The organism is Pseudomonas capsici, assembly GCF_017165765.1.
Taxonomy (GTDB): domain Bacteria; phylum Pseudomonadota; class Gammaproteobacteria; order Pseudomonadales; family Pseudomonadaceae; genus Aquipseudomonas; species Aquipseudomonas capsici.
This window is the reverse complement of sequence record NZ_JAFGZD010000012.1, coordinates 74,722-100,513: the sequence shown is the minus strand read 5'-3', so window position 1 is coordinate 100,513 and position 25,792 is coordinate 74,722. Positions and strand designations below refer to the sequence as shown.

11 protein-coding genes are annotated in these 25,792 nt (G+C 60.3%); 8 read left to right on the top strand and 3 right to left on the bottom strand.

The window, feature by feature from the left end; translation table 11 throughout:
* Nucleotides 1–23: 23 nt before the first annotated feature.
* Together JSY17_RS16675 and JSY17_RS16670 are read right to left on the bottom strand one after the other, a co-directional pair.
* On the bottom strand, nucleotides 24–1,400 hold the full coding sequence (locus JSY17_RS16675; protein ID WP_117186563.1) for an MFS transporter: 1,377 nt from the start codon (nucleotides 1,398–1,400) through the stop codon (nucleotides 24–26).
* Between the two features lie 153 nt (nucleotides 1,401–1,553).
* On the bottom strand, nucleotides 1,554–2,588 hold the full coding sequence (locus JSY17_RS16670; RefSeq protein WP_117186564.1) for a LacI family DNA-binding transcriptional regulator: 1,035 nt from the start codon (nucleotides 2,586–2,588) through the stop codon (nucleotides 1,554–1,556).
* Nucleotides 2,589–2,840: 252 nt separating this feature from the next.
* Here JSY17_RS16670 and JSY17_RS16665 point away from each other — a divergent pair, with 252 nt between their 5' ends.
* On the top strand, nucleotides 2,841–3,959 hold the full coding sequence (locus JSY17_RS16665) for an alpha/beta hydrolase (protein ID WP_318656826.1): 1,119 nt from the start codon (nucleotides 2,841–2,843) through the stop codon (nucleotides 3,957–3,959).
* A gap of 62 nt (nucleotides 3,960–4,021) precedes the next feature.
* Here the strand turns inward: JSY17_RS16665 and JSY17_RS16660 are convergent, their stop codons facing one another.
* A complete protein-coding gene (locus tag JSY17_RS16660; RefSeq protein WP_206402431.1) occupies nucleotides 4,022–6,232 on the bottom strand; it encodes a TonB-dependent siderophore receptor in 2,211 nt (736 codons plus the stop codon).
* Between the two features lie 267 nt (nucleotides 6,233–6,499).
* Here JSY17_RS16660 and JSY17_RS16655 point away from each other — a divergent pair, with 267 nt between their 5' ends.
* The 7 genes from JSY17_RS16655 (at nucleotide 6,500) to JSY17_RS16625 (ending at nucleotide 25,790) form a co-directional block, all read left to right on the top strand.
* The gene (locus tag JSY17_RS16655; RefSeq protein WP_206402487.1) at nucleotides 6,500–7,303 is read left to right on the top strand and encodes an ABC transporter ATP-binding protein; all 804 of its coding nucleotides are present in this window, start codon (nucleotides 6,500–6,502) and stop codon (nucleotides 7,301–7,303) included.
* On the top strand, nucleotides 7,300–8,283 hold the full coding sequence (locus JSY17_RS16650; RefSeq protein ID WP_117163257.1) for a FecCD family ABC transporter permease: 984 nt from the start codon (nucleotides 7,300–7,302) through the stop codon (nucleotides 8,281–8,283). Before JSY17_RS16655 ends, JSY17_RS16650 begins: the two co-directional genes overlap by 4 nt.
* The gene (locus JSY17_RS16645; protein WP_200997445.1) at nucleotides 8,280–9,329 is read left to right on the top strand and encodes a FecCD family ABC transporter permease; all 1,050 of its coding nucleotides are present in this window, start codon (nucleotides 8,280–8,282) and stop codon (nucleotides 9,327–9,329) included. Before JSY17_RS16650 ends, JSY17_RS16645 begins: the two co-directional genes overlap by 4 nt.
* 59 nt (nucleotides 9,330–9,388) lie before the next feature.
* Nucleotides 9,389–10,297: an ABC transporter substrate-binding protein gene (locus JSY17_RS16640; protein WP_117181396.1), complete on the top strand. Its 909-nt coding sequence runs from the start codon at nucleotides 9,389–9,391 to the stop codon at nucleotides 10,295–10,297.
* 121 nt (nucleotides 10,298–10,418) lie between these two features.
* The gene (locus JSY17_RS16635) at nucleotides 10,419–11,408 is read left to right on the top strand and encodes a TauD/TfdA family dioxygenase (protein ID WP_200997444.1); all 990 of its coding nucleotides are present in this window, start codon (nucleotides 10,419–10,421) and stop codon (nucleotides 11,406–11,408) included.
* 66 nt (nucleotides 11,409–11,474) lie between these two features.
* On the top strand, nucleotides 11,475–16,283 hold the full coding sequence (locus JSY17_RS16630) for a non-ribosomal peptide synthetase (RefSeq protein ID WP_206402432.1): 4,809 nt from the start codon (nucleotides 11,475–11,477) through the stop codon (nucleotides 16,281–16,283).
* Between the two features lie 42 nt (nucleotides 16,284–16,325).
* Nucleotides 16,326–25,790 carry a non-ribosomal peptide synthetase gene (locus tag JSY17_RS16625; protein ID WP_206402434.1) on the top strand — a complete coding sequence of 3,155 codons (9,465 nt, stop codon included), beginning with the start codon at nucleotides 16,326–16,328 and terminating at the stop codon, nucleotides 25,788–25,790.
* Nucleotides 25,791–25,792: the final 2 nt, after the last annotated feature.

The following is a 25,792-nucleotide window of genomic DNA, read 5'->3' as shown; positions in this document are numbered from 1 at the left end:
ATCAAAGTCCTTCTTGTTGTGAGTCAGCGGGGAGTGTGAGGGGCCGCTGGTGCATCGGCCTGCGCCGCTCTGTCTTCCAGCGGATCGCTGATCCCCTTGAGATGAATGCGCTTGATATCGCCCACGATGAACAGGTAGCTGATGGCGGCGATCAAGGCGTTGGCTCCGACAAAGACCAGAGCCATTTTGAACGAGCCGGTGGCGGCAATGATGTAGCCGATCACGATAGGGGTACTGATCGAGGACAGGTTGCCGATGGTGTTGAACAGGCCGCCAGCCAGACCGGCGATCTGTTTGGGCGAGGTATCGGATACCACGGCCCAGCCCAGCGCACCGACGCCCTTGCCGAAAAAGGCCAGCGCCATGAATGCCACGACCATCCAGTCGGCTTCGACGTAGTTGCAGATGATCATCGACATCGACAGCAGCATGCCGACGACGATAGGCGTTTTACGCGCCACGCTCAGGGAGTTGCCACGTCGCAGCAGCATGTCGGAGAACACGCCGCCCAGCACACCGCCCAGGAAGCCGCAGACGGCAGGCAGCGAAGCGATAAGGCCGGCCTTGAGGATGGTCATGCCGCGCTCCTGGACCAGATACACAGGGAACCAGGTCAGGAAGAAGTACGTCAGCGAGTTGATGCAGAACTGCCCGAGGTAGACACCGGCCATCATGCGGTTGGTAAGCAGTTGGCGGATGTAATCCCATTTCGGACCACCATCGGCTTTCTTTTTCTTGTCATCGAGATCGACCAGACCGCCGTTTTCGGCGATGTAGCGGACTTCTTCAGCATTGGCCAGCGGGTGATCCTTCGGGCTGTAGATGACCCGCAGCCAGATCATCGAGAACACAATCCCTATGGCGCCCATGAAGATGAATACGTATTGCCAGCCGAAGCGGTAGACGATCCAGCCCATCAGCGGCGCGAACAGGGCTGTGGCGAAATATTGGGCCGAGTTGAAAATGGCCGAGGCCGTGCCCCGTTCCTTGGTCGGGAACCACGACGCCACGATGCGCGCATTGCCCGGAAAGGAGGGCGCTTCGGCCAGGCCGACCATCATGCGCAACAGAATCAGCACCACCACCGCCGTGCCGACCCCGAACTCGCCGATATAGCCCTGCAGCAGGGTGAACAGCGACCAGGTGAAGATGCTTGCCGCGTAGACCTTCTTGGAACCGAAGCGGTCCAGCAGCCAGCCGCCGGGGATCTGGCCAAGCACATAGGCCCAACCGAAAGCGGAAAAGATGTAGCCGAGGGTAATGGAGTCGATGCCCAGGTCTTTCTGGATACTGGACCCGGCAATGGAGATGGTTGCACGATCGGCAAAGTTGATCGTGGTCACCAGAAACAGCATGAGCAGGATCAGATACCGGGCGCGGGTTTTCTTCGGTTCTTGCATGTTGACGCTCCCACTAGTTGTTTTTATGCGGGTAGATAAGTGTGAGCAGGGCAAGCCGACTCATCCGTTGTCGTACAACGATAACGTTATCATTATTCAGATAACGTTATCATTCAAGCCCGGTGCAGCAGATTTTTTGAAAATGGAGAGGGATCAGGTGCTGGCGCGTTCGATCAGCGAGAAGCCACTGTCGAAGTGGGTGACCGAGGTATCGCCCTCAAAGCGGCGCAATAGAGCCTGCGCGACTTCATGACCCATCAGCGTGGAGTTGACACTGATGGTGGACAGCGCCGGGTGCGCGAACCGACTGTTGGTCGTATCGCCGAAGCCCAGCACGGCAATGTCCTGAGGAACCCGCAAGCCCAGTTCAGCGGCCTGGGCGAGGACACCCATGGCGACGGTATCGGAACTGCAGAACACCAATTGCGGGTGTTCGGGGCGCAGCAATAGCCGTTTGAGCCCTTCACGGCCGACTTCCCAGGTCGCGGGCAAAGGCAGTATCTCAACAGGCACCCCTGACAGGCCATGTTGTGCCAGGCGCTGAATCAGGCTGTTGCAGCGCCGAATTCCCCGAGGATCATCGACAGTGATCACCGAAAAGCGCTGATAGCCTTTGGCAACGAAGTGATCGGCCACAAACTCGCCGACCTTTTCATGGGAAAACCCCACCTGCATGTCCAGCGCCGTATCGCTCAGGTCCCAGGCCTCGACCACCGGAATACCAGCACTGGCCAGTCGGGCACGACTGCCTTCGGTGTGCAGGGTGCCGGTCAGTACGATGCCGTCGGGGCGACGGCCAAGAATCGCTTCGAGCAGCGACTCTTCCTTTTCCGGGGAGTAGCCGGTCGGGCCAAGCAGCGACTGATAACCGGCTTCCGTCAGGCGGTCCATGATGGCTTGCACGGCAGTAGCAAAAATCGAGTGGGCAATGGTGGGTAGCAGGATGGCAACCAGCTTGCTTTTGCTGCTTGCAAGGCTGCCAGCCAGAAGATTGGGCACATAACCCATGGCCTTGACGACTTCCAGCACCCGCTCGCGGGTTGCATCGCTGACCAGCTCGGGGCGATTGACGGCGCGAGACACCGTGATGGGAGAAACCCCGGCTGCACGAGCCACATCGATGACCGTGACCGGTGCATCGCCTGTGCCCGTTGCATGGGTGAGATCCCTTCTGGATTTTCTTGCCACGGATGTCCCGACTGCGCTGATCGATAAGTGGGAAGCCCGCTGTAACAAGGCTTTCCCGGGGTGGCGGGCATTTTACGAAAGGATACAAGACAGGGCAAACCACTCGCCAAATAAAGTATCGCTCGGGTGAGCGGATGATTACGATGATCGACTTTTCGGGAAACAGATTCGGCAAGGATCGGGAGTAGGGGAGCCATGCACCAGTCACTCATGGCCAGGGTAGCGGCCAGCCTCATATTCATGGTTATGGCCATGGGATGTGCCCGGCCAGAGGCTGAAACGGCCGTGACGCATCACGCGAGTTTTCAGGCGTATCTGCAAGACACCCGGCAGGAAATCCGCGAGCGGCGTCTGTTCCAGACCGAAAGCCGTGACAATGAGCTGGTGTGGAATGCGCCTTTCGAGATCCGTCCTGCCGTACCCTCCGGCAAAGCGCTGCTTCTGCTGCATGGGCTCGGTGATTCGCCCTGGTCATTCGTTGATGTCGCTCAGGATTTCGCCGATCAGGGATATGTCGTGCGAGTCGCGTTGCTGCCGGGGCATGGTACTCGTCCCGAGGATCTGATCGATATTCACCTGGAACAATGGCAGCAACTGGTGCAGGAGCAGGTCGCACTGTTGCGACAGGAATTTCCGGAGGTCTATCTGGGGGGATTCTCGACCGGCGCCAATCTGGCACTCGCCTATGCCATGAAAGATCCTGGCATCAATGGCCTGGTGCTGTTTTCGCCGGCCCTTCGTTCCAGTGCCACCTTTGACTGGGTTACGCCATGGCTGGCCCATGTCAGGACCTGGATCGTGCCACCCAACGAGTCTCGACCGCAGCAGTCGCCGGTGCGCTATTACAACGTGCCCACCAACGGCTTCGCTCAGTTCTATCGCAGCAGCGTGGCGGTTCGCAGCCTGATCGAGCATGAGAACTTCGATCGGCCTGTAGCCATTGTCCTGACGGAAAAGGATTCGGTCGTCGATGTGCAATATGTGCGCGAGCTGTTCAGCAGCCGTTTCACAAACCCTGCCAGCCGATTGATCTGGTATGGCCAGGAGAAAGCAGGCGCGCCGGATTCATCGCGTATTCTGACCCGCACAGACCGCCTTGCGGATGAGCGTATCAGCCAGTTTTCCCATATGGGCATTCTGTTTTCGCCGCAAAATGCTCTCTATGGCCGGTCAGGGAAACTGCGCTTCTGCTGGAATGGCCTGGATGCCAAGGATGTTGCGCGCTGTGAGGCTGGAGAGGAGGTGTGGTATTCCGAGTGGGGCTACCGTGAGCCGGGCAAGGTGCATGCGCGCCTGACTTATAACCCTTATTTTGCGTGGCAGTCACAGGTTATCCGGGGAGTGCTTGAGGCAGCGAAGCCGAAGGGATAGTTATCGTGCGAGCCAATTCACTCGCGAAAGGCTTCGCGAATGAATTGGCCCCTACAGGGTTTTTACCACCTGAAGTTGACGGAGGTCACCAGCTCGCGCTCATCGCCGTAGCGGCAAATCGCAAATTCACAGTAGGTGTACTTCTTGTTCGTCACGTTATTGGCGTTGAGGGAAACATCCCAGTTCTTGTCGATCTGGTAGCTGGCCATGGCGTCGAACAGGAAGTAAGCCGGCATCTGCGACTCGATACCCGAAGCCTGGGTTGTGCCCTTGTAGCGGGCACCGCCGCCAATCTTCAGTTGCGGAATGCCGAACAGGGCGAAGTTGTAGTCGGTCCACAGTGCAGCCTGATGGTACGGCGTATCTTCGCTGCGCTGGCCCACTTCCCCCGGAACCGAACTTTCGGTAATGCGCGCGTCAGTGTAGGCATAGGTGGCAATGACGCTGAATTGCGGCGTTACATCGGCCTTTGCTTCCAGTTCCAGTCCGCGGGAGCGTTGTTCGCCCGTCTGCGAAGGAACGTTATTGACGGTCTTCAGCACGTTTTTCTGGGTCAGCTCATAGACTGCGGCACTCAACAGGATATTGCTGCCAGGAGGCTGGTAGCGAATACCCATTTCATACTGCTTGCCTTCGGTCGGGGCGAAGCTCTGGGTCGGAGCATCGGCCACCGCTACCGGGAAGAACGATTCGCTGTAGCTGATGTACGGAGCCAGGCCGTTATCCGCCTGGTACACCAGGCCGGCGCGCCAGGTGGTGGACTCGTCTGACTGGTGCCGTTTCTGGCCGTTTGCAAAAGCTTTCTGGTCCTGGTTGGCCCAGTCGTGGCGACCGCCGAGCAACAGCAGCCAGTGATCGTCGAACTTGATCTGGTCCTGCAGATAAACGCCTGTCTGCAGGGTATCGATTTGCGAACCACGGTCAGGGGTTCGGGTTACTACCACCGGCTGCCCGTAGTTGTAGGTGGCGAGATTCAAAGAGGGCGCGTTGTTCCGGAAGTTGTGCGAGTCATACGATGCATCGTAGGTGTCGGCACCGATCAGAAAGGTGTTTTCCACTCCACCGATGTTCCAGCGTGCTTCGACGTTGGTATCGCTGGTCAGGGCCCTGGAGCGCTCGTGACGATCACTGTACTGACGAGTCAGCAAACCATTTCTAGCCGCCGAGTTGACCGCTGCTATTGCTGCCGCGTTGTTAGTCGGGATTTGCAGGTACTTCCACTTCATCTCCGCTTCGTAGTAGCGCAGCTTGTTGCTGATGCGGATATTGTCGTTGAAGTTATGCTCGAACTCGTAGCCGATGGCGGACATCTCGCCATTCATGTCGTCGTAACCGGGCTCACCGATGAAGTCATGACGGCCAATGGTAAAGGGGCCGTTGCCGAGGCCTTTGACGAGTTGGTATGGCAGGGGCGCGGAAAAACGCGTGTCGCTTTTCTGATGGAAAGCCAGCAAGGTCAGCGACGTGTCTTCATTGGGGCGCCAGGTCAGGGCCGGAGCAATGTAAAGCTTGTCGTCGTTGATATGGTCCTGCTGAGTGTCGCTGTCACGCTGCAACAGGGTCAGGCGATAGCTGAGGGTATCGCTGTCGCCCAGCGGGCCGCTGAAGTCGCCCGTCAATTGCTTGCGATCATTGTTGCCGTATTGCAGGCCCAGCTCATGGAACGGTGTATCGGTCGGGCGCTTGCTGACGCCGTTGACGAATCCGCCCGGCGACAACTGGCCGTACAGGACCGAGGCGGCACCACGGATCACTTCCACGCGCTCCAGGCCGAAGGGTTCCTGGACGCCGTCGTAGGAGTTGTTCTGCAGACGCAGGCCGTCACGCAGCGAGCCACCGGTAGCGGACTCTACGTCGAAACCGCGGATACGGAAGCGGTCGGAAGTGCGGTTGAAGCTCGATGGCTGGCTGGTGAAACCCGGCGTATAGCTCAGGGCATCGGCCAGGGTGTCGGATTTGCGGTCGGTGATTTCATCGGCAGTCACCACCGACAGCGACTGCGGTGTTTCGGTAATGGCCGCGTTTGTCTTGGTGGCGCTGGTATTGCGCAGGGCAACCTTGCCGACCAGCGGGGCCGTCGGGTTTTCCGGGGTGTCGGCGTTGATATTGATATTGGTGAGTTGAACGGCATTGCTGCTGGATGCTTCATCCGCCGCGATTGCCTGCGCCGAGATGACGCCGCTCAAAGCCAATGCCAGGGTGGTCAGTTGAAACACAGGAGGGCGCTTTGTGTAACGGTTTCCACTGCCAACTGTTGTTTTTCTTTCAAGCATCGAGGAAGTCCTTGGATTTACATTTTGACTTTCGGAATAGCCATGCGCCCTGAATCCTTTGCCATCAGTGGCTCAACCGGGCTGGTATCGACTGGCCATACTTTATCTGTAAATGATAAAGTTTTGCATTAAGATTTGTTGCTACGGTACAGAATTATTTCATTTTCGACACATTCTGTGGCCCACTTATGCCCCTGATGTGATGACAGGATGAAAAACGATGCTGGGGCATTGCTCGACGAGGCTGTATTGGGCGGGGGTAAAGTCATGCTGAAAGCCACCGGAGTGCGGCTTGGCTATGGCGAACAAGTGGTTCTCGATGGCGTCAGTCTGGACATTCCCCAAGGCCGTTTCACGGCATTGATCGGTGCCAATGGCTGCGGCAAGACCACTTTGCTGAACGTACTTGCCCATATGCTGCGTCCGGGTGCCGGCGAGGTGCAGTTGTCCGGCAAACCGTTGCGCCAGTATTCGCGTCGAGCTCTGGCGCAACAGATGGCCCTGCTGCCACAGCATGCAACATCGCCAGCGGGCATGAGCGTACGAGAGCTGGTGATGCAGGGACGTTTTCCCTGGCAGAGCTGGTGGCGCCAATGGTCCGAGCAGGACCAGCAGGCGATTGAGCGTGCCATCGAACTGACCGGTATCGATTCCTTGCTCGACCGTTCGCTGGCAACCCTGTCGGGCGGACAGTTGCAACGTTGCTGGATTGCCATGACCCTGGCCCAGGATACGCCGGTAATTCTACTGGACGAGCCGACCACCTTCCTCGATATCGCCCATCAGATCACGCTGCTCGAATTGCTGGTGGATCTCCGCGAGCAGGGCAAGACCATAGTGGCAGTCCTGCATGATCTGAATCAGGCCGCCCGTTACGCCGACCATCTGGTGATGATGCGTGGAGGACGTCTGCTGGCCCAGGGCGCGCCTGCCGAGGTGTTCACCCGGGAAAACCTCAAGGCGGTCTTCGATCTGGATGCGCACATCATCACCGACCCTTATTCCGGTGATCTGCTATGCGTCCCGCAGTCGAACCGCAGCAAGCCGCTGTCCGTGCAGGAGGCGATGTGAGTCACGGTCTGCGATTGCCGGTATGGCTGGGTCTGTTGATGGCAATTGCCCTGGCCGCACTGTTTCATCTGGCAGTTGGTGCAAAGAGTATTCCCTGGCACGAAACCTGGCAGGCACTGGTTGCCTATGTGCCGGATAATCCCGATCACAGCGTCATTCGCGGCAGCCGCCTGCCGCGCCTGCTGGTCGCGCTGCTGGTGGGGGCCAGTCTCGGGCTTGCCGGCACCATCATGCAGGCGGTCGGCGATAATCCGCTGGCCGATCCGGGGATTCTCGGTATCAATAGCGGCGCGGCACTGTTCGTGGTGTTCGGACTGCTGGTGATGCCGGGCAACGATTTGTCGATGATCCCGCTCTTTGCCTTTGTCGGTGCGCTGACGGCAGCCATCGGCGTCCTGTTGCTGGCAGGCAGGGGGCATAACCCGATTCGGCTGACGCTGTCGGGGGCCATGATTGCAGCGCTGTTCAGCGCAATCACTTCAATTCTGTTGTTGCTCGATCAACAGGGGCTCGACAGCCTGCGGCGCTGGTTGACCGGCTCCATCGGCGTGACTGGTGGCACGATGCAGGCCTGGGTCTGGCCTTATGTGCTGCTGGGCATGTTTTTGTGTCTGGTCAATGTGCGGGCCTTGAATGCCCATCGCCTGGGTCCGCAAGCGGCTGCCGGCATGGGCGTCAGTCTGTTGAGGATGCGCGTATTCGGGCTGGCCTCGGTGGTTCTGCTGTCCGGGTGTGCCGTGGCTCTGGCCGGGCCTATCGGTTTTGTCGGCTTGGTCGTGCCCCATGCGGCGCGTCTGCTGTTTGGCGACGACTATCGACGGCTGTTGCTGGCAGCTCCTTTGCTGGGTGCGCTGTTGCTGATTCTGGCGGACATCGCGGCGCGCACCGTGGTCAGTCCGTTCGAGCTCAATACCGGTATCGTAACGGCCCTGATCGGCGGTCCCGTTTTTGTCATCCTGGTGTTGAGGAAAGTCAAATGAGGCGCACCGGACTGACCCTGCCCAGAGCCTTGCCGCTGCTGCCCTGGATTGCCCGGCCTATCGACCTGATTTCAGTGCTGCTGCTGACAGGCGCTGTGATCGCGCTGGCGCTGTATGCGCTGACCGTGGGCAGTTTTTCGCTGAGCATGGCCCAGGCCTGGCAGGCAGTGCTGACGCCCGAACAAGTCAGCCCGACAATCCGCAATCTGCTCTGGGAGCTGCGCTTGCCCCGCGTGGTGCTGGCCATCCTGGCGGGTGCAGCAATGTCCCTGGCCGGTCTGCTGATGCAATCCCTGACCCGTAACCCGCTGGCAGCGCCCGGTCTGGTGGGCGTGGAATCGGGTGCCAGTGTCACCATGCTGCTGATCATTGTGCTCTGGCCCGGACTGCTGCCGCTGGAGTTCTATCCATTGGCGGCACTGGCCGGTGGTCTGGCGGTGGCGTTCTTTGTGGCGTTGTTGTCCTGGCGTCAGGGCATCTCGCCGCTGCGCCTGATTCTGGTGGGCGTCGGGCTTACCGCCATGTTGAGTGCGGTCGCCGATCTGCTGATCACCTACGGCAATATCGATCAAGTGGAGTCGGCACTGATGTGGCTGGGTGGCAGTCTGCATCGGGCCGGCTGGCCACAGGTCAACAGCCTTTGCCTCTGGTTATTGCTGGCCGGTGTGCCATTGCTGTTCTGTCATCGGCAGTTGAACCTGCTGCAACTGGGTGAAAAGGTTGCGCTCAGTCGAGGCCTGAATGTCACGGGCGTCATGATTTCCTTGCTGCTGTGCAGCGTCATGCTGACGGCGGCGGCTGTAGCGAATGTCGGCACCATGACCTTCGTCGGGCTGGTCGCTCCGCATCTGGCGCGGCAGCTGGCAGGTGATCGCCATGGTGCCTTGATGCCTTTGTCGGCGCTGTTCGGCGCGCTGCTGGTTCTGGCCGGCGACACTCTGGGAAGGGGCATTTTTCCGCCCTTGCAGTTACCGGCCGGGCTGGTGGTCGCCATTATCGGTGCGCCTTATCTGATGGTGTTATTGGCGCGGCAGCGCAATCGCTGAAAAACAAAATTGTCTGGGGGTAAGTGCGGGTGAAAGGATTTTTCCGGGGTGTGGCGTGCATGTTGTGTGTGCCTCTGGCATTACTGGCCGTAAAGGTCAGTGCGGCAGAAACCAGGGTATTCGAGAACAGCTTTGGCCGTGTCGAAGTGCCCGTAGCGCCGCATTGCATCGTGTCTCTGCATGATTTCAGTCTGACCACGCAACTGTTGGAGCTGGGCGTCAAGCCGTGTGGCTCCACCGGGCGCAAGAAGCTGTTTTCCGATGTGCTGTTTCGCGGCACCCAGGAGCGTTTCGATGTGACGGGCATTCAATATATCGGCTCGCATCAGGCTCCCGATCTGGAGGCGATTGCCGCCTTGAAGCCCGACCTGATAGTCGGATTGTCATATCACGCGGATATCAAGGAAAAGCTCAGCAAGATTGCACCTGTGGTGCTCTTGCCTGCACGGGAAAGCGATATCAAGACCTACGCCAAAGAGCTCGCCGAACTGGTCGGCAAACAGCAGCGCTACCAAGAGATGCTGGGCGAGTACCAATGGGTGGTCAAGGAGTTCAAGAAGCGGGTCAAGGACCCATCACGAATTACCGTCACCACATTGGAGGTCTACACCGATGGTTTCCAGTTGATCGGTCGTGGTGGCATGGATGATGTCATTGCCGATTTTGGCCTGGGACGTGTACCGGCTTACAGCGCCGCAAGGCAGAACGTGCCCTACAGTCTGGAGCGTATTGGCGACTTCAACAGTGATTTCATTATTGATACATATGAAGAGCTGCTAGATTCGGAGACCAGCACGGCTGCCTTCCGACAGTCGCCACAATGGCAGAATCTTTTTGCGGTCAAGAATCGCCAGTTCCTGTATCTGAACCGCAGCCGCTATGCCGATACGATGCAAGGCCTGTTGGGATCGGCCTATCTGTTGATGTCGCATATCGGTGAGCGGGAGAGTGTCCTGCAGGCCAGATGAAATGTGTCCGATTTGATACAAATGTCATAAATGACAATCATTCTCTATTGATGTTGGTACTCGTTTGTATTAGTTTGTGCTCTCCAAAAAATACGCATATCGGGATGGCGAGGGGTTTCAAATGGAAACGGGTGTGGCACGTACACAGGTTCAATCCACGGAGGTTTCCCAAGGGAGCGAACTGACCCTGCCGTTCATCTTTCAGGCACCTGCTGCCGGTGATACCTGGCAAGCCCATCGCGAGCAGATCCAGCAGGTGGTCGATGCTGAACTGCCGCGTGCCGGCGGTGTTCTGTTTCGCGGTTTTGCCTTCAAGGGCGAAGCCGATTTTGAAGCCTTCGCCAGCAGCTTCGGCCATGAGCTGCTGACCTACGACTACGCTTCCACACCGCGTACCAAACTCAACAACCGCGTCTATACCTCCACCGAGTACCCGGCCCATCAGGTCATCCCGCTGCACAACGAACAGTCCTATTCCCTGAACTGGCCGATGAAGATCTGGTTTCATTGCGTACAGGCATCCGAGGTGGGGGGTGAAACCCCGATTGCCGACAGTCGCGAGGTCTATCGACAGCTCGATCCGGTCATTCGCCAGCGTTTTGCCGACAAGCGTCTGATGTATGTGCGCAACTACGGCAATGGCCTGGATCTGCCATGGCAACAGGCTTTCAGCACCGAGGATCGAGCCCAGGTCGAGCAGTACTGCAAGGCCAGCAATATCGACTTCGAGTGGAATGAAGAGGGTGAGCTTTCCACTCGCCAGGTCTGCCAGGCCGTTGCCCGGCATCCGGTGTCCGGTGAATGGGTCTGGTTCAATCAGGCGCACCTGTTTCATATCTCCAATCTTGCACCGGCGGTACGCGAGACGCTGATTTCCATCGTTGGCGAAGAAGGCGTGCCACGTAACGTGTTTTACGGCGACGGTTCACCCATCGAGCTGGAAGCTCTTGAGCATGTACGCGCTGTTCTCCAGCGCTGCCAGGTCAGTTTTCCCTGGCAGGCCGGTGACGTACTGATGCTCGACAACATGCTGGTGGCCCATGGCCGCTCGACATTCCAGGGCGCACGCAAGGTCGTGGTCGCCATGGCGGAGCCTGCTTCGGCAAGCTGAGCACTCTCTTTTGGAAAGCTGTCGCAATAGACGGCTTACTTCGAACAAGTAGAAAAAGGACAACAAATGGATCGCCTGATGCATCGCTGCTGGCTGCGCGGAATTCGCCTGTCTATAGCCGAAGGCCAGTTAGCCATTGCCCACGGATCCCAGGGCGCCTTGAACGATGAGCTGGTAGCAGAGCTGCAGGCCAGGAGCCCTGAGGTGCTGCACTGGCTGCAACAGAATCCCGATTATTTCGATGCCCGTCCATTGACGGATAACGAGCAGGCCCTCTGGTTTCTACAGCGTCTGGAGCCCGACAACTGCGCCTACAACATCGCTTATGCCGGACGCATCAAGGCGCAATTCGTCACTGCAGACTTGCCCGAGCGTCTGCAGGAAGCCTGGGGCACGGTGCAGCAACGCTATCCGATGTTGTGTACGGCCTATGCAGAACGTAATGGCGAGTTGCTGCAATGGAGCCATCGCGAGCAGATCCAGCCCTTGCAACGTGTGGCATTGCAGGCCGCAGATGCCGATACCCTGCAGCAACACATCACCGCTCTGGCCGATAAGCCGTTCAACCTGGAAGCAGCCGAGGTCAGTCGTGTCGTCCTGTTGAGCAACTCGAAAGGCGAGGCTACCGAATACAGCGTATTGCTGGTGATCCATCATATCGCTGCGGATCTGGCCACTTTCTACACCGTACTCAACGAGTTGTTCGCCTTGCTCGCAGGACAGTCGCTGCCTTCTGTAAATCCCGATGCGTATCGCGATTATTGCAGTGACCTGCATATCCGCAGCGAAGCGGCCGAACCCGAAGAGTTGGCATGGTGGCAGGCACAACTGGCCGAAGTCCCGGCCCTGGAGTTGCCGACCGATTTCCCTTATGGCAGCAATCAGGCCTTCAAGGGCGGTGAATTGTCGGTGCGTTTCGATCCTGCGGTTACCGCCAGAATCCGCGCAGTTGCCCGCGGTCTGGGGGTAACGCCTTATGTGTTCTGGTTCTCGCTGTTCCAGCAGTTTCTCGGCGTGCTGTCCGGGCAGGACGACTTCGTGCTGGGAACTCCCAGCGGCTGGCGTTTGCGCCGTGAACACCTCAACCTGCCGGGCTATCTGGTCAATCCACTGCCGATCCGCTGCCGTCTGCGCCGTGATCTGTCCAGTGGCGACTGGGCAAAGCAGGTGGACGCCACCGTCAAACAGGCACTCCAGCACCGCCACTATCCGTTCTCGCGGCTGGTCAAACAGCTGGACCTGCCGCGGCAGATGGGCAGGGCGCCGCTGTTCCAGCATATGTTCACCCTCAACAAGGAGCGCATCGCGCCTTTCGAGCAGTATGTCGATCGTTTGCTCTCGGAGCAGCGTGGCGCAGCCCACGAGCTGAACATGGTGGTCATCGACGAGGAAGAGGGTTTCCTTTGCCGGTGGCGCTACAGCAAGGCGTTGTACTTGCATCAGACCGTCGAGCGTTATCGGGACCAGTTCGTAGCCCTGGTACATGCCGTTCTCGAACAGCCCGAAGTGCCCTTTGCCGAGCTGGACTGGCTGCCTGTGGAACAGCAGTCGTTGCTCAAGGGCGAGGACGTTCCGCTGGCCGTCAGCAATGCCTGGCAGGCTTTCACTCAGCAGTGCGCGCTAAAACCCGGATCGATTGCGTTGCAGGATGAGCAGGGCACGCTCAACTATGCCGAACTGGGTCGTGCCGTGGTTGCCCGTGGCGAGCGCCTGGGGCTGGATCTGGCCGGCGAGCGGATTGCCTTGTGCCTGCCACGCAGTCGCGAACTGGTGATGCATATGCTCGCGGCCTGGCAGAGCGGTGCAGCTTATCTGGCCCTCGATCCGCAATGGCCAGCGTCGCGTCTGCAGGATATCTGCCAGGATGCTGCGCCCAAGGTGCTGGTTGGCGAAGGCCCACGCCCAGAGTGGTTGCCGGAGCCGGTGCGCTGGTTGCCAATTCCGGCTGCGCCATTATTCAGCGATGCGCCGCTGCGCGGTGCCCTGGCGGCAGATCTGACGGCTTACGTGGTCTACACCTCGGGTTCCAGCGGCAAGCCAAAAGGGGTGAAAGTCAGCCAGAGCAACCTGATCCATTACGTGACTGGCTGCCTTGAACGCCTGAACCTCAGCGCCGATGCCAGTCTGGCCAGCCTCGCCAGTTGCGCGACCGACCTTGGGCATACAGCCCTGTTCGGTGCCTTGCTCAGCGGTCGCCGCCTGCGCCTGCTGGCGGAAGAGCTGGCTTTCGATGCAGAAGAACTGGCGGCCGTGCTGGAGCGCGAGCCTGTCGATCTGCTGAAGATCGTGCCTTCACATCTCAATGCCTTGCTGGTCGCCACGGATCCGCAACGCCTGCTGCCACGCCAGTGTCTGGTCACGGGCGGCGAAGCGCTGGGTCATGAGCTGATCAACCGTTTGCGTACCCTGAAAACGGACCTGCGCATCGTCAACCACTACGGCCCCAGCGAAACCACAATCGGCGTCCTGACCCATGAAGTGGAGGGCAGCGCTGCTGCGCCGTTAGGACGACCCCTGGCCAACGTTCAAATCAGCGTTCGTTCTCCCGCAGGCGCGCTGTTGCCGATGGGTGTCAGCGGTGAGCTGTACATTCAGGGTGCGACGGTCTCGCCGGGTTATCTCAGTGCGCCGGATGCGGATCATGCGCGCTTTGCTGAGCATGGTTATCGCACCGGCGACCGGGTACGCCTCAATCATCAGGGGCAAGTCGAATTTCTCGGGCGGCTCGATGAGCAGGTCAAGATTCGTGGTTACAGGGTCGAGCCGGCAGAAGTGGCGGCCCAGTTGCGTGCCATGGCGCAGGTCAGCGATGCCCGGGTGCTGAATATTCCTGCGCCTTTGACCGGCAATCGTCTGGTGGCCTTTGTGGTTGCGCCGCCAGACGCCCTGGCCACAATCCAGGAGGCTCTGCAAACGCAACTGCCGGACTACATGCAGCCAGCCCAGTGGCATTGCCTTGAAGGCTTTACCTTGCTGGCCAACGGCAAGGTCGATCGTCAGGCCTTGATCGCTCTTGCCAGTCAGGAGTCGGTTCAGTCGTCTGCTGCAGAATCGACAGACGATCAACCGTTGAACGCCGTCGAAAGCACCTTGCTGGATATCTGGCGGACCTTGCTCGGCAAGCCGGAACTTGGCCCGGACGATAACTTCTTCGCCCACGGCGGCGATTCCATTCTCGGTTTGCAAATCATTGCCCTGGCGCGTCAGCAACAGATTCTGATGACGCCCAAGCAACTGTTTGCCGAGCAAAGCGTGCGGGCCCTGGCGCGAGTGGCGCAGACACCGCGCAGCAAGCTCGAAAAACGTCTGCTGGACATCGCCCGTGAGATTCTCGACAAGCCGCAACTGAGTGTCGACGATAACTTCTTCACGGCGGGCGGCGACTCGATCCTGAGCTTGCAGATCATCGCCAAGGCCAAGCAGCAGCGCCTGCAACTCAAGCCCAAGCAGATCTTCGAATTCCCCACCGTGCGTGGCTGGGCAGAGCAGGTGGTTGACCTTGGCGCGGCCAATGCGAACGCCACTTCTGCGGCACTTGAGCCCACCGCGGCCTTTGCCCTGACGCCGATTCAGGACTGGTTCTTTGCCCAGCAGCAAAGCCAGCCCGGCTACTGGAACCAGTCGCTGTTGCTGGCGCTGGACGAGCCGCTGGATCAGGCGCCTTTTATTCAGGCCCTGGGCGCCTTGCTCAAGCGTCATGCCAGCTTGCGCCTGACCTTCGAGGCCGCGCAAAACGGCTGGCAGCAACGCTATCAGGCCTTTTCCGAGAAACAGGTCGAAGCACTGCTGCAGGTGGAGGACGAGCCTCTGAATGAAGCCTTGCTGCAACGCTGGCAACAGGGTTTCAGCCTGGATCGGGCACCCTTGATCCGCTGGGTGTATTTCTCGCAAAGCCGGGAGCTGCTGTGCACGGCTCATCACCTGCTGGTGGATGCGGTGTCCTGGCAGGTGCTGCTGGAAGAGCTGGAAAGCCTGTACCTGCAACCGAATCTTGCGCTGCCAGCCGTTTCGGCGGGCTTCCATGTATGGAGCGAAGCCTTGCAGCGCCATCGCAGCGAGCCTGAAGTCCTGGCTCAAGTGGATTACTGGCGCGAGCAACTGGTTGCTGAAGGCGTAGTCCTTGAGCAGAGCAATGAGTACGGCCAGAGCCGCACGCTGGACACACAACTTTCGGTCGAGCAGACGCAACGGCTGCAGGGTGACTGCCACTCAGCCTACGGCACCCAGGTTCAGGACCTGCTGGTGGCGGCACTGGCCGGTGTCATCGGTCAATGGCAAGGCCGTGAGCGGGTCACTCTTGAGCTGGAAAGTCATGGTCGTAGCGGCTGGGAGCAAGCTCCCGACCTGTCCCGTTCGGTGGGCTGGCACACCAGTCGTTACCCTCTGGCGGTCAGCACCTCCTGGGACCTCGAATCCTCGATCATCGGTGCCAAGGAAGCGCTGCGCCGCGTACCCGAGCAAGGCATCGGCTACGGCCTGTTGCGCCAGGACCCGGCTCACGGCCTGGGCGCAGCCTCGCTGCTGACCTTCAACTATCTGGGCCGTGTCGATCAATGGCTGGGAGCCTCCCGTCTGTGGCGCCTGTCCCGGCCGATCTGCCCTGGCATGCGTGCCGACGATACCCGCCGCACCCACTGGCTGGATGTGACGGTGCTGGAGAACGAAGGGCGGCTGCATATCGAATGGCGTTATGCCCCACATGTTCACGATGAGGCACTGGTAAACGGATTGGCGCAGCAGTTTGTGCAACAGATCGATGCCTTGCTGGAGCACTGCCTGTCGCCAGAGGCTGGTCGCGCCACGGCTTCGGACTTCGCTGACTCAGGCCTGTCCGACGATGAATTCCTGGGGCTGCTCGAACAGCTTGAGCAGTGACAACCCTGCGTCCCCTACATTAAAGGTTCGGATACCGTCAGCATGAACGACAAGGTCAAAGCACTTTCGCGCAACATCGAGGCGATTTACCCGTTGGCTCCCATGCAGCAAGGATTGCTGTTTCACAGTCTGCTGCACCCCGGAAAGGGGATGTACCTGCTGCAATATCGCCATGTCATGGTCATGCCCGACCTCGACCTGAACGCTTTCCGTCAGGCCTGGGCGCAAGTGGTTGAGCGTCACGAACTGTTGCGCACTTCTTTCGTCTGGAAGCAGCAAAAGCGTCCGATGCAGGTGGTACACAAGCAGGTCGAACTGCCAATCACCTATGAAGACTGGTCGCACCTGAGCGAAGGCGAGCAACAGGGCCGTCTCGAGCAATTGTTGAGCGAAGAGCGTGCCCAGGGCCTGGACTTTACCAAGGCTCCCCTGATGCGCGTCAGGCTGTACAAGATTGCACCCGATACCTATCAGTTCGTGCGCAGCTATCACCACATTCTGATGGATGCCTGGTGTTTCTCGATCATCATGATGGACTTCCTCAACGGCTACCGCGCCGCGCAGGAAGGTCGTCGTCTGAATCTGTCGACACCACGTCCGTACCGCGACTTCATCCGCTGGCTGGAAGCCCAGAAGCCGGAAGATCATCAGGAGTTCTGGCAACAGCGTCTGGCCGGGTTCGATACACCCAACGAATTTGGTTTTGGTCATGTCGGTCGTATTCAGGGGGCCGCCGAGCCGGTCGAGGATTGCGTCGAATACCTGACTCTGGAACAGACCCAGAGCCTGCAAAATACCGCAGCCCGCCACGGCATCACCCTCAACACTCTGGTGCAGGGTGCCTGGGCTTTGCTGTTGGCACGCTACAGCGGTGATCGCGATCTGGTGTTCGGTATCACCGTGGCCGGGCGTCCGGTCCATATGCAGGGCATGGAAAGTATCGTCGGCCTGTTTATCAATAGCCTGCCGCTACGCTGGAGCTGGTGCCCGGACGATGCGCTGGGGCCATGGCTCAAGGCCTTGCAGACCGAGAACCTGAGCCTGCGTGAACACGAAAGCGTTTCCCTGGCCGACATCCAGCGCTGGAGCGAAGTGCAGCGCCAGGATCTGTTCCAGAGCCTGTTCGTATTCGAGAACGCGCCGATTGCTTCCGACCTGCGTCAGAGCCAGCTGGATTACCTGATCAGCGACATGGCCAACCGCACCCACACCAATTACCCCGTGACCGTGGTAATTGTTCCGGGCGAACGTCTGCATTTGCAGCTGACCTATCAGACCGACTGGTTCCTGCGCGAAGAAATCGAGCAGATGCTGCGTCACTTCCGCGCCTTGCTGCTGAATATGGGCGAAGCACTGAGCGAGAAGCCCGAAACGCCCTTGCATCATCTGGCCATGCTCGATGAGCAGGAAATTGCCCTCCAGCAGCAGGTCTGGGCCGGTGGTGGTCTGGCCGCCGATGAACAACTGCTGCAACCCCTGTATATCGAGCGTTTGCAACAACAGGTTCGCAAGACGCCCGAGCGCGTGGCCATTGTGCATGGTGAACAGAGCCTGACTTTCGATCAGTTGAACCGTGCCGCCAACCGCCTGGCCCGGCACTTGCGGGCACAGGGTGTCAAATCCGACGACCTGATCGCGGTGTTCGACGAGCGTGGCCTGGATCTGGTGGTGATGATCGTCGCCACCCTCAAGGCCGGCGCAGGCTGGCTGCCACTTGATCCGCGCAACCCGCCACAACGTCTGGCCCAGGTGCTGCGCCAGAGTCGCACGCCTTTGCTGATCCACAGCGCAGGGCAGGGCGAACTGGCGATGGAGGCCGTGGAACTGCTGGAGCAGCCGCTCAAGTCGGTGCTTTACGACTCGTCCGCATTGGGCAGCTACAGCGATGATGACCTGAACATTCCGGTTCATGACAGTTCGCTGGCCTATTGCATCTTCACTTCCGGCTCCACCGGCACGCCAAAAGGCGCGATGGTGGCCCACGCAGGCATGCTCAACAACATTCTCGGCAAGCTGCCGGGGCTCGGGCTCGATGCCAATGATGTGATTGCCCAGACCGCGCCGCAGTGCTTCGACATTTCCGTCTGGCAAACCCTGGCCGGTATGGTGCTGGGTGCGCGCACGGTGATTCTGGGCGATTGCGTGGTGCAGAACCCCGACGATCTGGCAGCAGCCATAGAACGCCATGGCATCAGCATCCTTGAGGCGGTGCCGTCATTGATGCAGAGCCTGCTCGATGCAGGCCTTGACCGTTCGCGTCTGCGCTGGGTGCTGGCCACCGGTGAAGCACTGCCGCCAGCTCTGGCGCGGCGCTGGTTCGAGCGTTATCCCGCGATTCCGCTGATGAACGCCTATGGCCCGGCTGAATGCTCCGATGACGTGGCGTTCCATCCGTTGCTCGAACGCTTGCCCGAGCAACGCATCAACGTGCCCATTGGCCGCGCCACGCTGAATAACCGCTTGTACCTGCTCAATGCCGATCTGCAGCCGATACCTGCCGGTGCGGTGGGGGAAATCTTCGTGGCCGGTGTGGGCGTCGGTCGTGGCTATATGGCCGACCCGGCACGCACGGCGGCGGTGTTCCTGCCGGACCCGATTGCCAACGATGGCAGCCGCCTCTATCGCACGGGCGACCTGGCGCGCTTCCTGCCCAATGGCGATCTGGAGTACGTCGGGCGCACCGACCATCAGGTCAAGATCCGTGGCCACCGTATCGAACTGGACGAGATCGAAGCCTGCCTGACCCGTTATCCGGGTGTCCGGGAGGCGGTAGTCGTGGCGCGTGATGACCAGCAACGCTCCAAGGTGCTGGTGGCCTATGTGGTGGCCGATACCCAGCCGGGCATCGAAGCCCTGCGCGAGCATGTGCTGGGCAACCTGCCGCCGTACATGATTCCGAGCGCGTTCATGTTCCTTGAACGTTTTCCGCTCAACGGCAATGGCAAGATCGACCGCAAATCCTTGCCCGCGCCGGATTTTGCCGCGCAAAGCCAGGCCCGTTATGTGGCACCCAGCAGCGAACTGCAAAGCCAGATGGTCGAAGCCTGGCAAAGCGTGCTGGGGCTCGATCAGGTCGGCGTCGAAGACAACTTCTTCGAGCTGGGCGGGCACTCGCTGCTGGCCACGCAACTGATCGGTCTGATCGGCAAGCTCAGCGGTAAAGACCTGCCACTGCGCATCGTGTTCGAGCGTCCGACCATCGCCGCCATGGCCGACTGGCTGGAAAACCGTACCGACACCGCCCAATCAGCGCCAACACGCTTGCCGCGCCCTGAAAAGCTGCCGCTGTCCTTTGCCCAGCAACGGCTCTGGTTCCTGCAACAGCTCGACCCGCAAAGCCCGGCCTACAACCTGGCCGGTGCGGTGCGCCTGACCGGTGCCTTGAATATCGCCGACCTGCAGCGTGCCTTGCAGTCTGTACTCGATCAGCATGAAGTGCTGCGCACCGGTTTCATCGGCGAAGCCGAGGGACCGAGTCAGGTGATTCTGGCCCGTACAGAACTTGAGTTGCCATTGATCGACGTGCAAAGCGAAGAAGCACTGCACGACCTGCTGCGTCAGGACGCAATGATGCCTTTCGATCTGCAGGCTGCGCCGTTGCTGCGCGCCAGGCTCTATCGTCTGGCACCTGAGGCGTTTGTCCTGTCACTGAACTGCCATCATATCGTCGCCGATGGCTGGTCCCTGCAACTGATCATCGATGGCCTGTGCAAACAGTATCGCCATCTGCGTCAGGGCCTGAGCACAGAAGCTCCGGTCATGTCGATGCAATACGCCGATTATGCCCTGTGGCAGCGTCAATGGATGAACAGCAAGGCCTGTGAGCAGGAACTGGGTTTCTGGCGCGAGCAACTGGCCGGTGAACTGCCGGTGCTGGAACTGGCTGCCGATTTCCCGCGTCCCGCCCAGGCCAGCCAGAACGGTGGTCGCGTCGAGCAGCGTTTGCCTGAAGCCCTGACTGCGCGTTTGCGCGCCTTCAGCGCCCGTCATGGCTGGAGCAACTTCACGCCGATGCTGGCGGCATTCCAGTTGCTGCTGCGCAGCCGCAGCGGTGAAGACGACATTATTGTCGGCGTACCTGTGGCCAACCGGCATCATGCCGCGTTGCAGCCTCTGGTCGGTTGCTTCGTCAATACGCTGGTGTATCGCAAGAAGCTGTCCGGCGAGCGCAGCCTGCTGCAATTGATGACTGAGTTGCAGGCGCTGTCGGTGTCGGTGCAGTCCCATCAGGACTTGCCGTTCGACTACCTGATCGAACAGCTCGGCGTGGCCCGGCAGGTCAGTTACAACCCGCTGTTCCAGGTCATGTTCAACTACTTCCCGGGCAATGCCCTGGAGCGTTTCGAGCTGACCGACGTCATCGCAGAGCCGCTGGACAACCGCCCGGACAGCGCCTTGTGCGATCTGCATCTGGATGTGCGTGACAGCGAGCATGGCATCAGCCTGAGCCTGCAATACAGCAGCGACCTGTTCCGTGAACAGACTGTGCAGACCATGGCCGAGCAATATCTGGCGCTGCTGGAGGCTTTGCTCGATCAACCGGAAAAAGCACTGGGTGAGCTGGTCTGGCAGCCTGCCGAGCGTGCTCTGGCACGGCTCGACGGACCTGAGGTCGATGGCCGACAGGACATTCTCCAGGCCTTTGAGCTTCAGGTTGCGCGCCAGCCCGATGCCATTGCCGTACTGGCTGGCGATCAGCGTCTGACTTACGCCGAACTGAATCAGGCCGCCGAGCGACTGGCAGCAGCGTTGCAGGCCCATGGCGTCGGCATCGAAGACCGGGTGGCATTCAATCTGCCACGGGATGCACGCCTGCCAACGGCGATGCTGGGCATCCTCAAGGCGGGTGCGGCCTATGTGCCGCTGGCCGAAGACACGCCACCGGAACGTGGCCGCTACATTCTTGACGCTGCACAACCGCGGATATGCCTCGGTACTGCGGCGAGTCTGGAGACGCTGGCTGAGTGGAACAGCGGCGTGCCGTTGCTGGATATCGACGCCCTGAGTTCGACCGACACACTCCGGACACCGGCATGGATGGCCGATCAACTCGCCTACGTGCTGTACACCTCAGGGTCCACCGGCAAGCCCAAAGGCGTGGCGATCAGCCGTGGCAACCTGATGAACCTGATGCTGGCGGTCGGGCAGGTCCTGCCGCTGACTGCCCGGGACCGGGTGCTGGCCCTGACCACTGCGACCTTCGACATTGCCATCGTCGAACTGCTGCTGCCACTGGCCCATGGTGCCAGTATCCTGCTGGCCGACCGCGAACAGGCTCGGGACCCGCAGGCTATCGATCAATTGCTGGAGGCTTCGCAACCGACTGTCATGCAGGCCACGCCCGCTACCTGGAGAATGCTGGTGGCGCATACCTCGCGCAGTTGGCAAGGCGTGCGCGCCATTTCCGGTGGCGAGGCCTTGCCTTGTGCGCTGGCCGAAGCTATCGAGGGCAGGGGAGCCAGGGTCATCAATGGTTACGGACCGACGGAAGCAACGGTCTACAGCACCTTCGAGGTCCGCAACGGCAACGAAAGCGGCGTGGAAGTGCCCATTGGACAGCCGGTGGCCAATACGGCCGCCTATGTTCTGGATGCCGACCTGCAACCCGTGGCTGCCGGGGTTCCTGGCGAACTGTATCTGGCCGGTGCCAACCTGGGCCGCGGATATTTCGCGGCAGCGCGACTGACCGCAGCAGCGTTCCTGCCGGATCCGTTCGTGACCGGAGCCCGCATGTACCGCACCGGCGACCGGGTGCGCCGCAACAGCAATGGCAGCCTGGATTATCTGGGACGTCTGGACTTCCAGGTCAAACTGCGCGGTTTCCGCATCGAACTGGGTGAAATCGAAGCCTTGCTGGCGCGTATCGCCGGCGTTCGCGAGGCAGCTGTCGTGCTGCTGGGCAACGGCGAGGCGGCGCGGCTGGTGGGTTATTACGCGGGGGATGCACAGGATGAAGCGCTGCTGCGCGAAACCCTTGCTGCACAACTGCCGGACTACATGCTGCCGAGTCAGTTCGTGCATCTGGAGACTCTGCCACTGAGCCCGAGCGGCAAGGTTGACCGCAAGGCGCTGCCGGAGCCACTCCAGCGCGATGGTCGGCGCAGTGCGCTCTCTGGCGAGTGGGAGCAGGAACTGGCCCGACTCTGGGAAGAGCTGCTGGGCAGCAGCGATATCGGGGCCGAAGACAACTTCTTCGCTCTCGGTGGTCATTCGTTGCTGGCAGCGCGTCTGGTGGCGCGCATTGCCGAGCAGCATGGCCGACGCCTGCCATTGCGCACGCTGTTCGAGCACCCGGTCCTGCGGGATCTGGCGGCGCAACTGGCGGCAACCAGCGTTGAATCCGAAGGCATCCTGCGTCCTTTCAAGGAGCCTCTGGCCCCGCTGCATTTCACGCAACAGCGCTTGTGGTTCCTGGATCGCCTGCAAGGCGATACTCAGGCTTATCACCTGTCCCTGGCCTTGCGCCTGGATGCTGTTCTGCAACTGGCACTGCTGGAACAGGCCCTGACTCAACTGGTCAGCCGCCAACACAGCCTGCGCACGGTGTTCAGCGATACCGCCGACGGCGCACGTCAGCGTGTCGAGGCTCAGGCCGCAGTGCAGGTGAGCATCGAACCGCTGGAAAGCGACGAGCATTCCCCGGCTTTCGCCCGGAAACTGAGTCAGGAAGCCCAGCGGGCCTTCGATCTCACGTCATCGCCGCTGTTCAGGGTTCGTGTGTATCAGGGCCAGGGCCGCAGCGTGCTGCAGGTTACCTTGCATCACATCATTGCCGACGCCCGTTCGCTGGAGATCTTCTTCAATGAACTGCAACTGATCTATCAGGCCCTCCTGGAAGGTCGCAGCGCCTGTCTGCCGAAACTGCCCCTGCAGTTCTCCGACATTGCCGCCAGTTGGCAAGCCCCTGCGGGTCAGGCCTTGATCGAATCGCAGCTTGAATACTGGCGTCAGACCCTGGCTGGCGAACCGCCGGTACTTAACCTGCCGACCGATTTGCCGCGTCCGGCGGAGCAGGGCTACAAAGGCCAGCGCCTGCGCTTCGATCTGCCCGCCGCGCTGGTCGAGCAGCTTCGGGAAACCGCGCAACGTCATGGCCTGACGGCGTTCGCACCTCTGCTGGCTGCCTGGAAAACCCTGCTGGCCAGACACTCTGGCCAACGTGAAATATGGATGGGTCTGCCGGTCGCCCATCGCCATCAGGCCCATACCGACAACCTGATCGGTTACTTCGCCACGACCCAGGTATTGCGCAGCAGCATCGATCCGCTGCAATCGGTCGAGCAGTTCTGGCAGCAACTGCAAGCCACGCATCTGGCAGCGCAGCAGCATGGGGATGTGCCTTTCGAACGTTTGGTCGAAGCCCTGCAAGTTCGCCGCGACCTGAGTCATACGCCGTTGTTCCAGGCGTTGTTCAACCTGATCCAGCGGGATGTCGCCGCGTCGGTCGAACAGCATTTTGCCGGTGCTGCGGTGCAGCGCCTGAATGTCGAAAGCGACAGCGCGCTGGTGGATATCGGTCTGCATATCGAGCAGCACGGTGATGACTGGCAGTGCGTACTGGAATACAACACCGACCTGTTCCTGCCGCACACTGCACAACGCTATGCCGACGAATACCGCTATCTGCTCGAAGGCATGCTCAAACAACCTGAAGCACGTCTGTGGGATATCGATCTGGCCAATGCCGATCACGCGCTGGACGAGCGCCCATGGAACCTGCCTGCCCAGGCCTTGCAGCGTGAAGTGGACCTGATTGCCCGTTTCGAGCGGCAAGTGCAACTGACTCCCGAGGCCCTGGCCGTGGATTGTCAGGACCAGCAATGGACCTACGCGCAACTCAATGCCCGCAGCAATCGTCTGGCCCATTGGCTGCGTGCCCGGGGTGTCGGCACCGATGACCTGATTGCCGTCTGCCTGACCCGCGGCCCGTGGCTGTTGCCAACCCTGCTGGCCATTCACAAGGCCGGAGCGGCGTACCTGCCACTGGACCCGCAACATCCGGCAGAGCGCCTGCGCTTCATCATCGGTCATGCGCGTCCGGCACGGGTGCTTGGCGAGAGCCTGAGTGCCGAGGCCTTGAAGGGCGTCGACAAGGATCTGATCGATCAGTTGTCTCTGGATGACTACAGCGCCGAGAACCTGGCCTTGCCGGTCAACCCGCAACAACGGGCCTATGTGATCTACACATCGGGCTCGACCGGTACCCCCAAAGGCGTGCAGGTCACCCGCGACAACCTGAGCAACCTGCTGGCCGGTCTTGACCGACAGTTGCCGCTCGGTGCCAGCGATGTCTGGCTGGCCAGCACCACTTACGCCTTCGATATGTGCAAGCCGGAGCTGTTCCTGCCGCTGGTCAATGGCGCGGCCCTGTTGCTGGCCCGCCGCGAGCAGGTGGTTGATGGCCATCAGCTGTTTGCCTTGTTGCGCCGTGCCACGGTGTTCCAGGCAACACCGGCGGGCTGGCAGATCCTGCTGGAAACCGGCCATGCCGACTGGCCTGCCATACGCGGCCTGATCGGCGGCGAAGCGGTGCCGGGTGAGCTGGTGACCGAACTGCGCAGCCGCGGCGTGACCCTGATCAACGCCTATGGCCCGACTGAAACCACGGTCTGGTCGACGACTCAGGCGTTGCAGGAGGTGCCGAACGGAGTGGCCGATATCGGCTCGCCGTTGCTCAACACTCGCTGCTACGTGCTCGATGAAATGCTGCGTCCGGTGCCGCTGGGCACGACCGGTGAGCTGTATATCGCCGGTTCCGGGGTGACCCGCGGCTATCAGCATGCGCCTGCCATCACGGCGTCAGCCTATTTGCCGGATCCTTATGCCAGCGAGCCAGGCAGCCGCATGTATCGCACCGGCGATCTGGTGCGCCGCCGCAATGACGGACGTCTGGCCTATGTGGGCCGTAGCGACTTCCAGGTCAAGGTACGGGGCTTCCGCATCGAGCCGGGGGAGATCGAATCGCTGTTGCGTCGTTATCCGGGTGTGGAAGAGGCCGTGGTGATGATCGACGCCCGCAGCCAGAGTCTGTTCGCCTGGCTGCAAACGCCGAGCCCGGTGGATCAGGCGGCCTTGCGTCGCCATCTGGAAGGTCTGTTGCCGGGTTACATGATTCCTGCCGGTTTCATCGAGCAGCCACGTTTTGCCCTCAATGCAAACGGCAAGATCGATCGCAAGAGCCTGCCGGTGCCGCAACCTGTGGCTCTGGAAGGCGTTGCACCACGCAACGAGCTGGAACAGCAACTGGCCGAGATCTGGCAGGAGTTGCTTGAAGTGCCGCAGGTCGGGGTGTTCAACAGCTTCTTCGAGCTGGGTGGCCATTCTCTGCTGGCGATGCGCTTGATGACCCGGGTCGAGAACCGTTTCGGCATCAAGATCGAACTGCGCAGCCTGTTCCATAACCCGACGATTGCCGCGCTTGCCGAGCAGATCGAAAAACCCCAAGGGCCTTCCACGGATGAAGCCCTGGACGAAATGCAGCGTCTGCTATCAGAGATGGAAGAATAAGA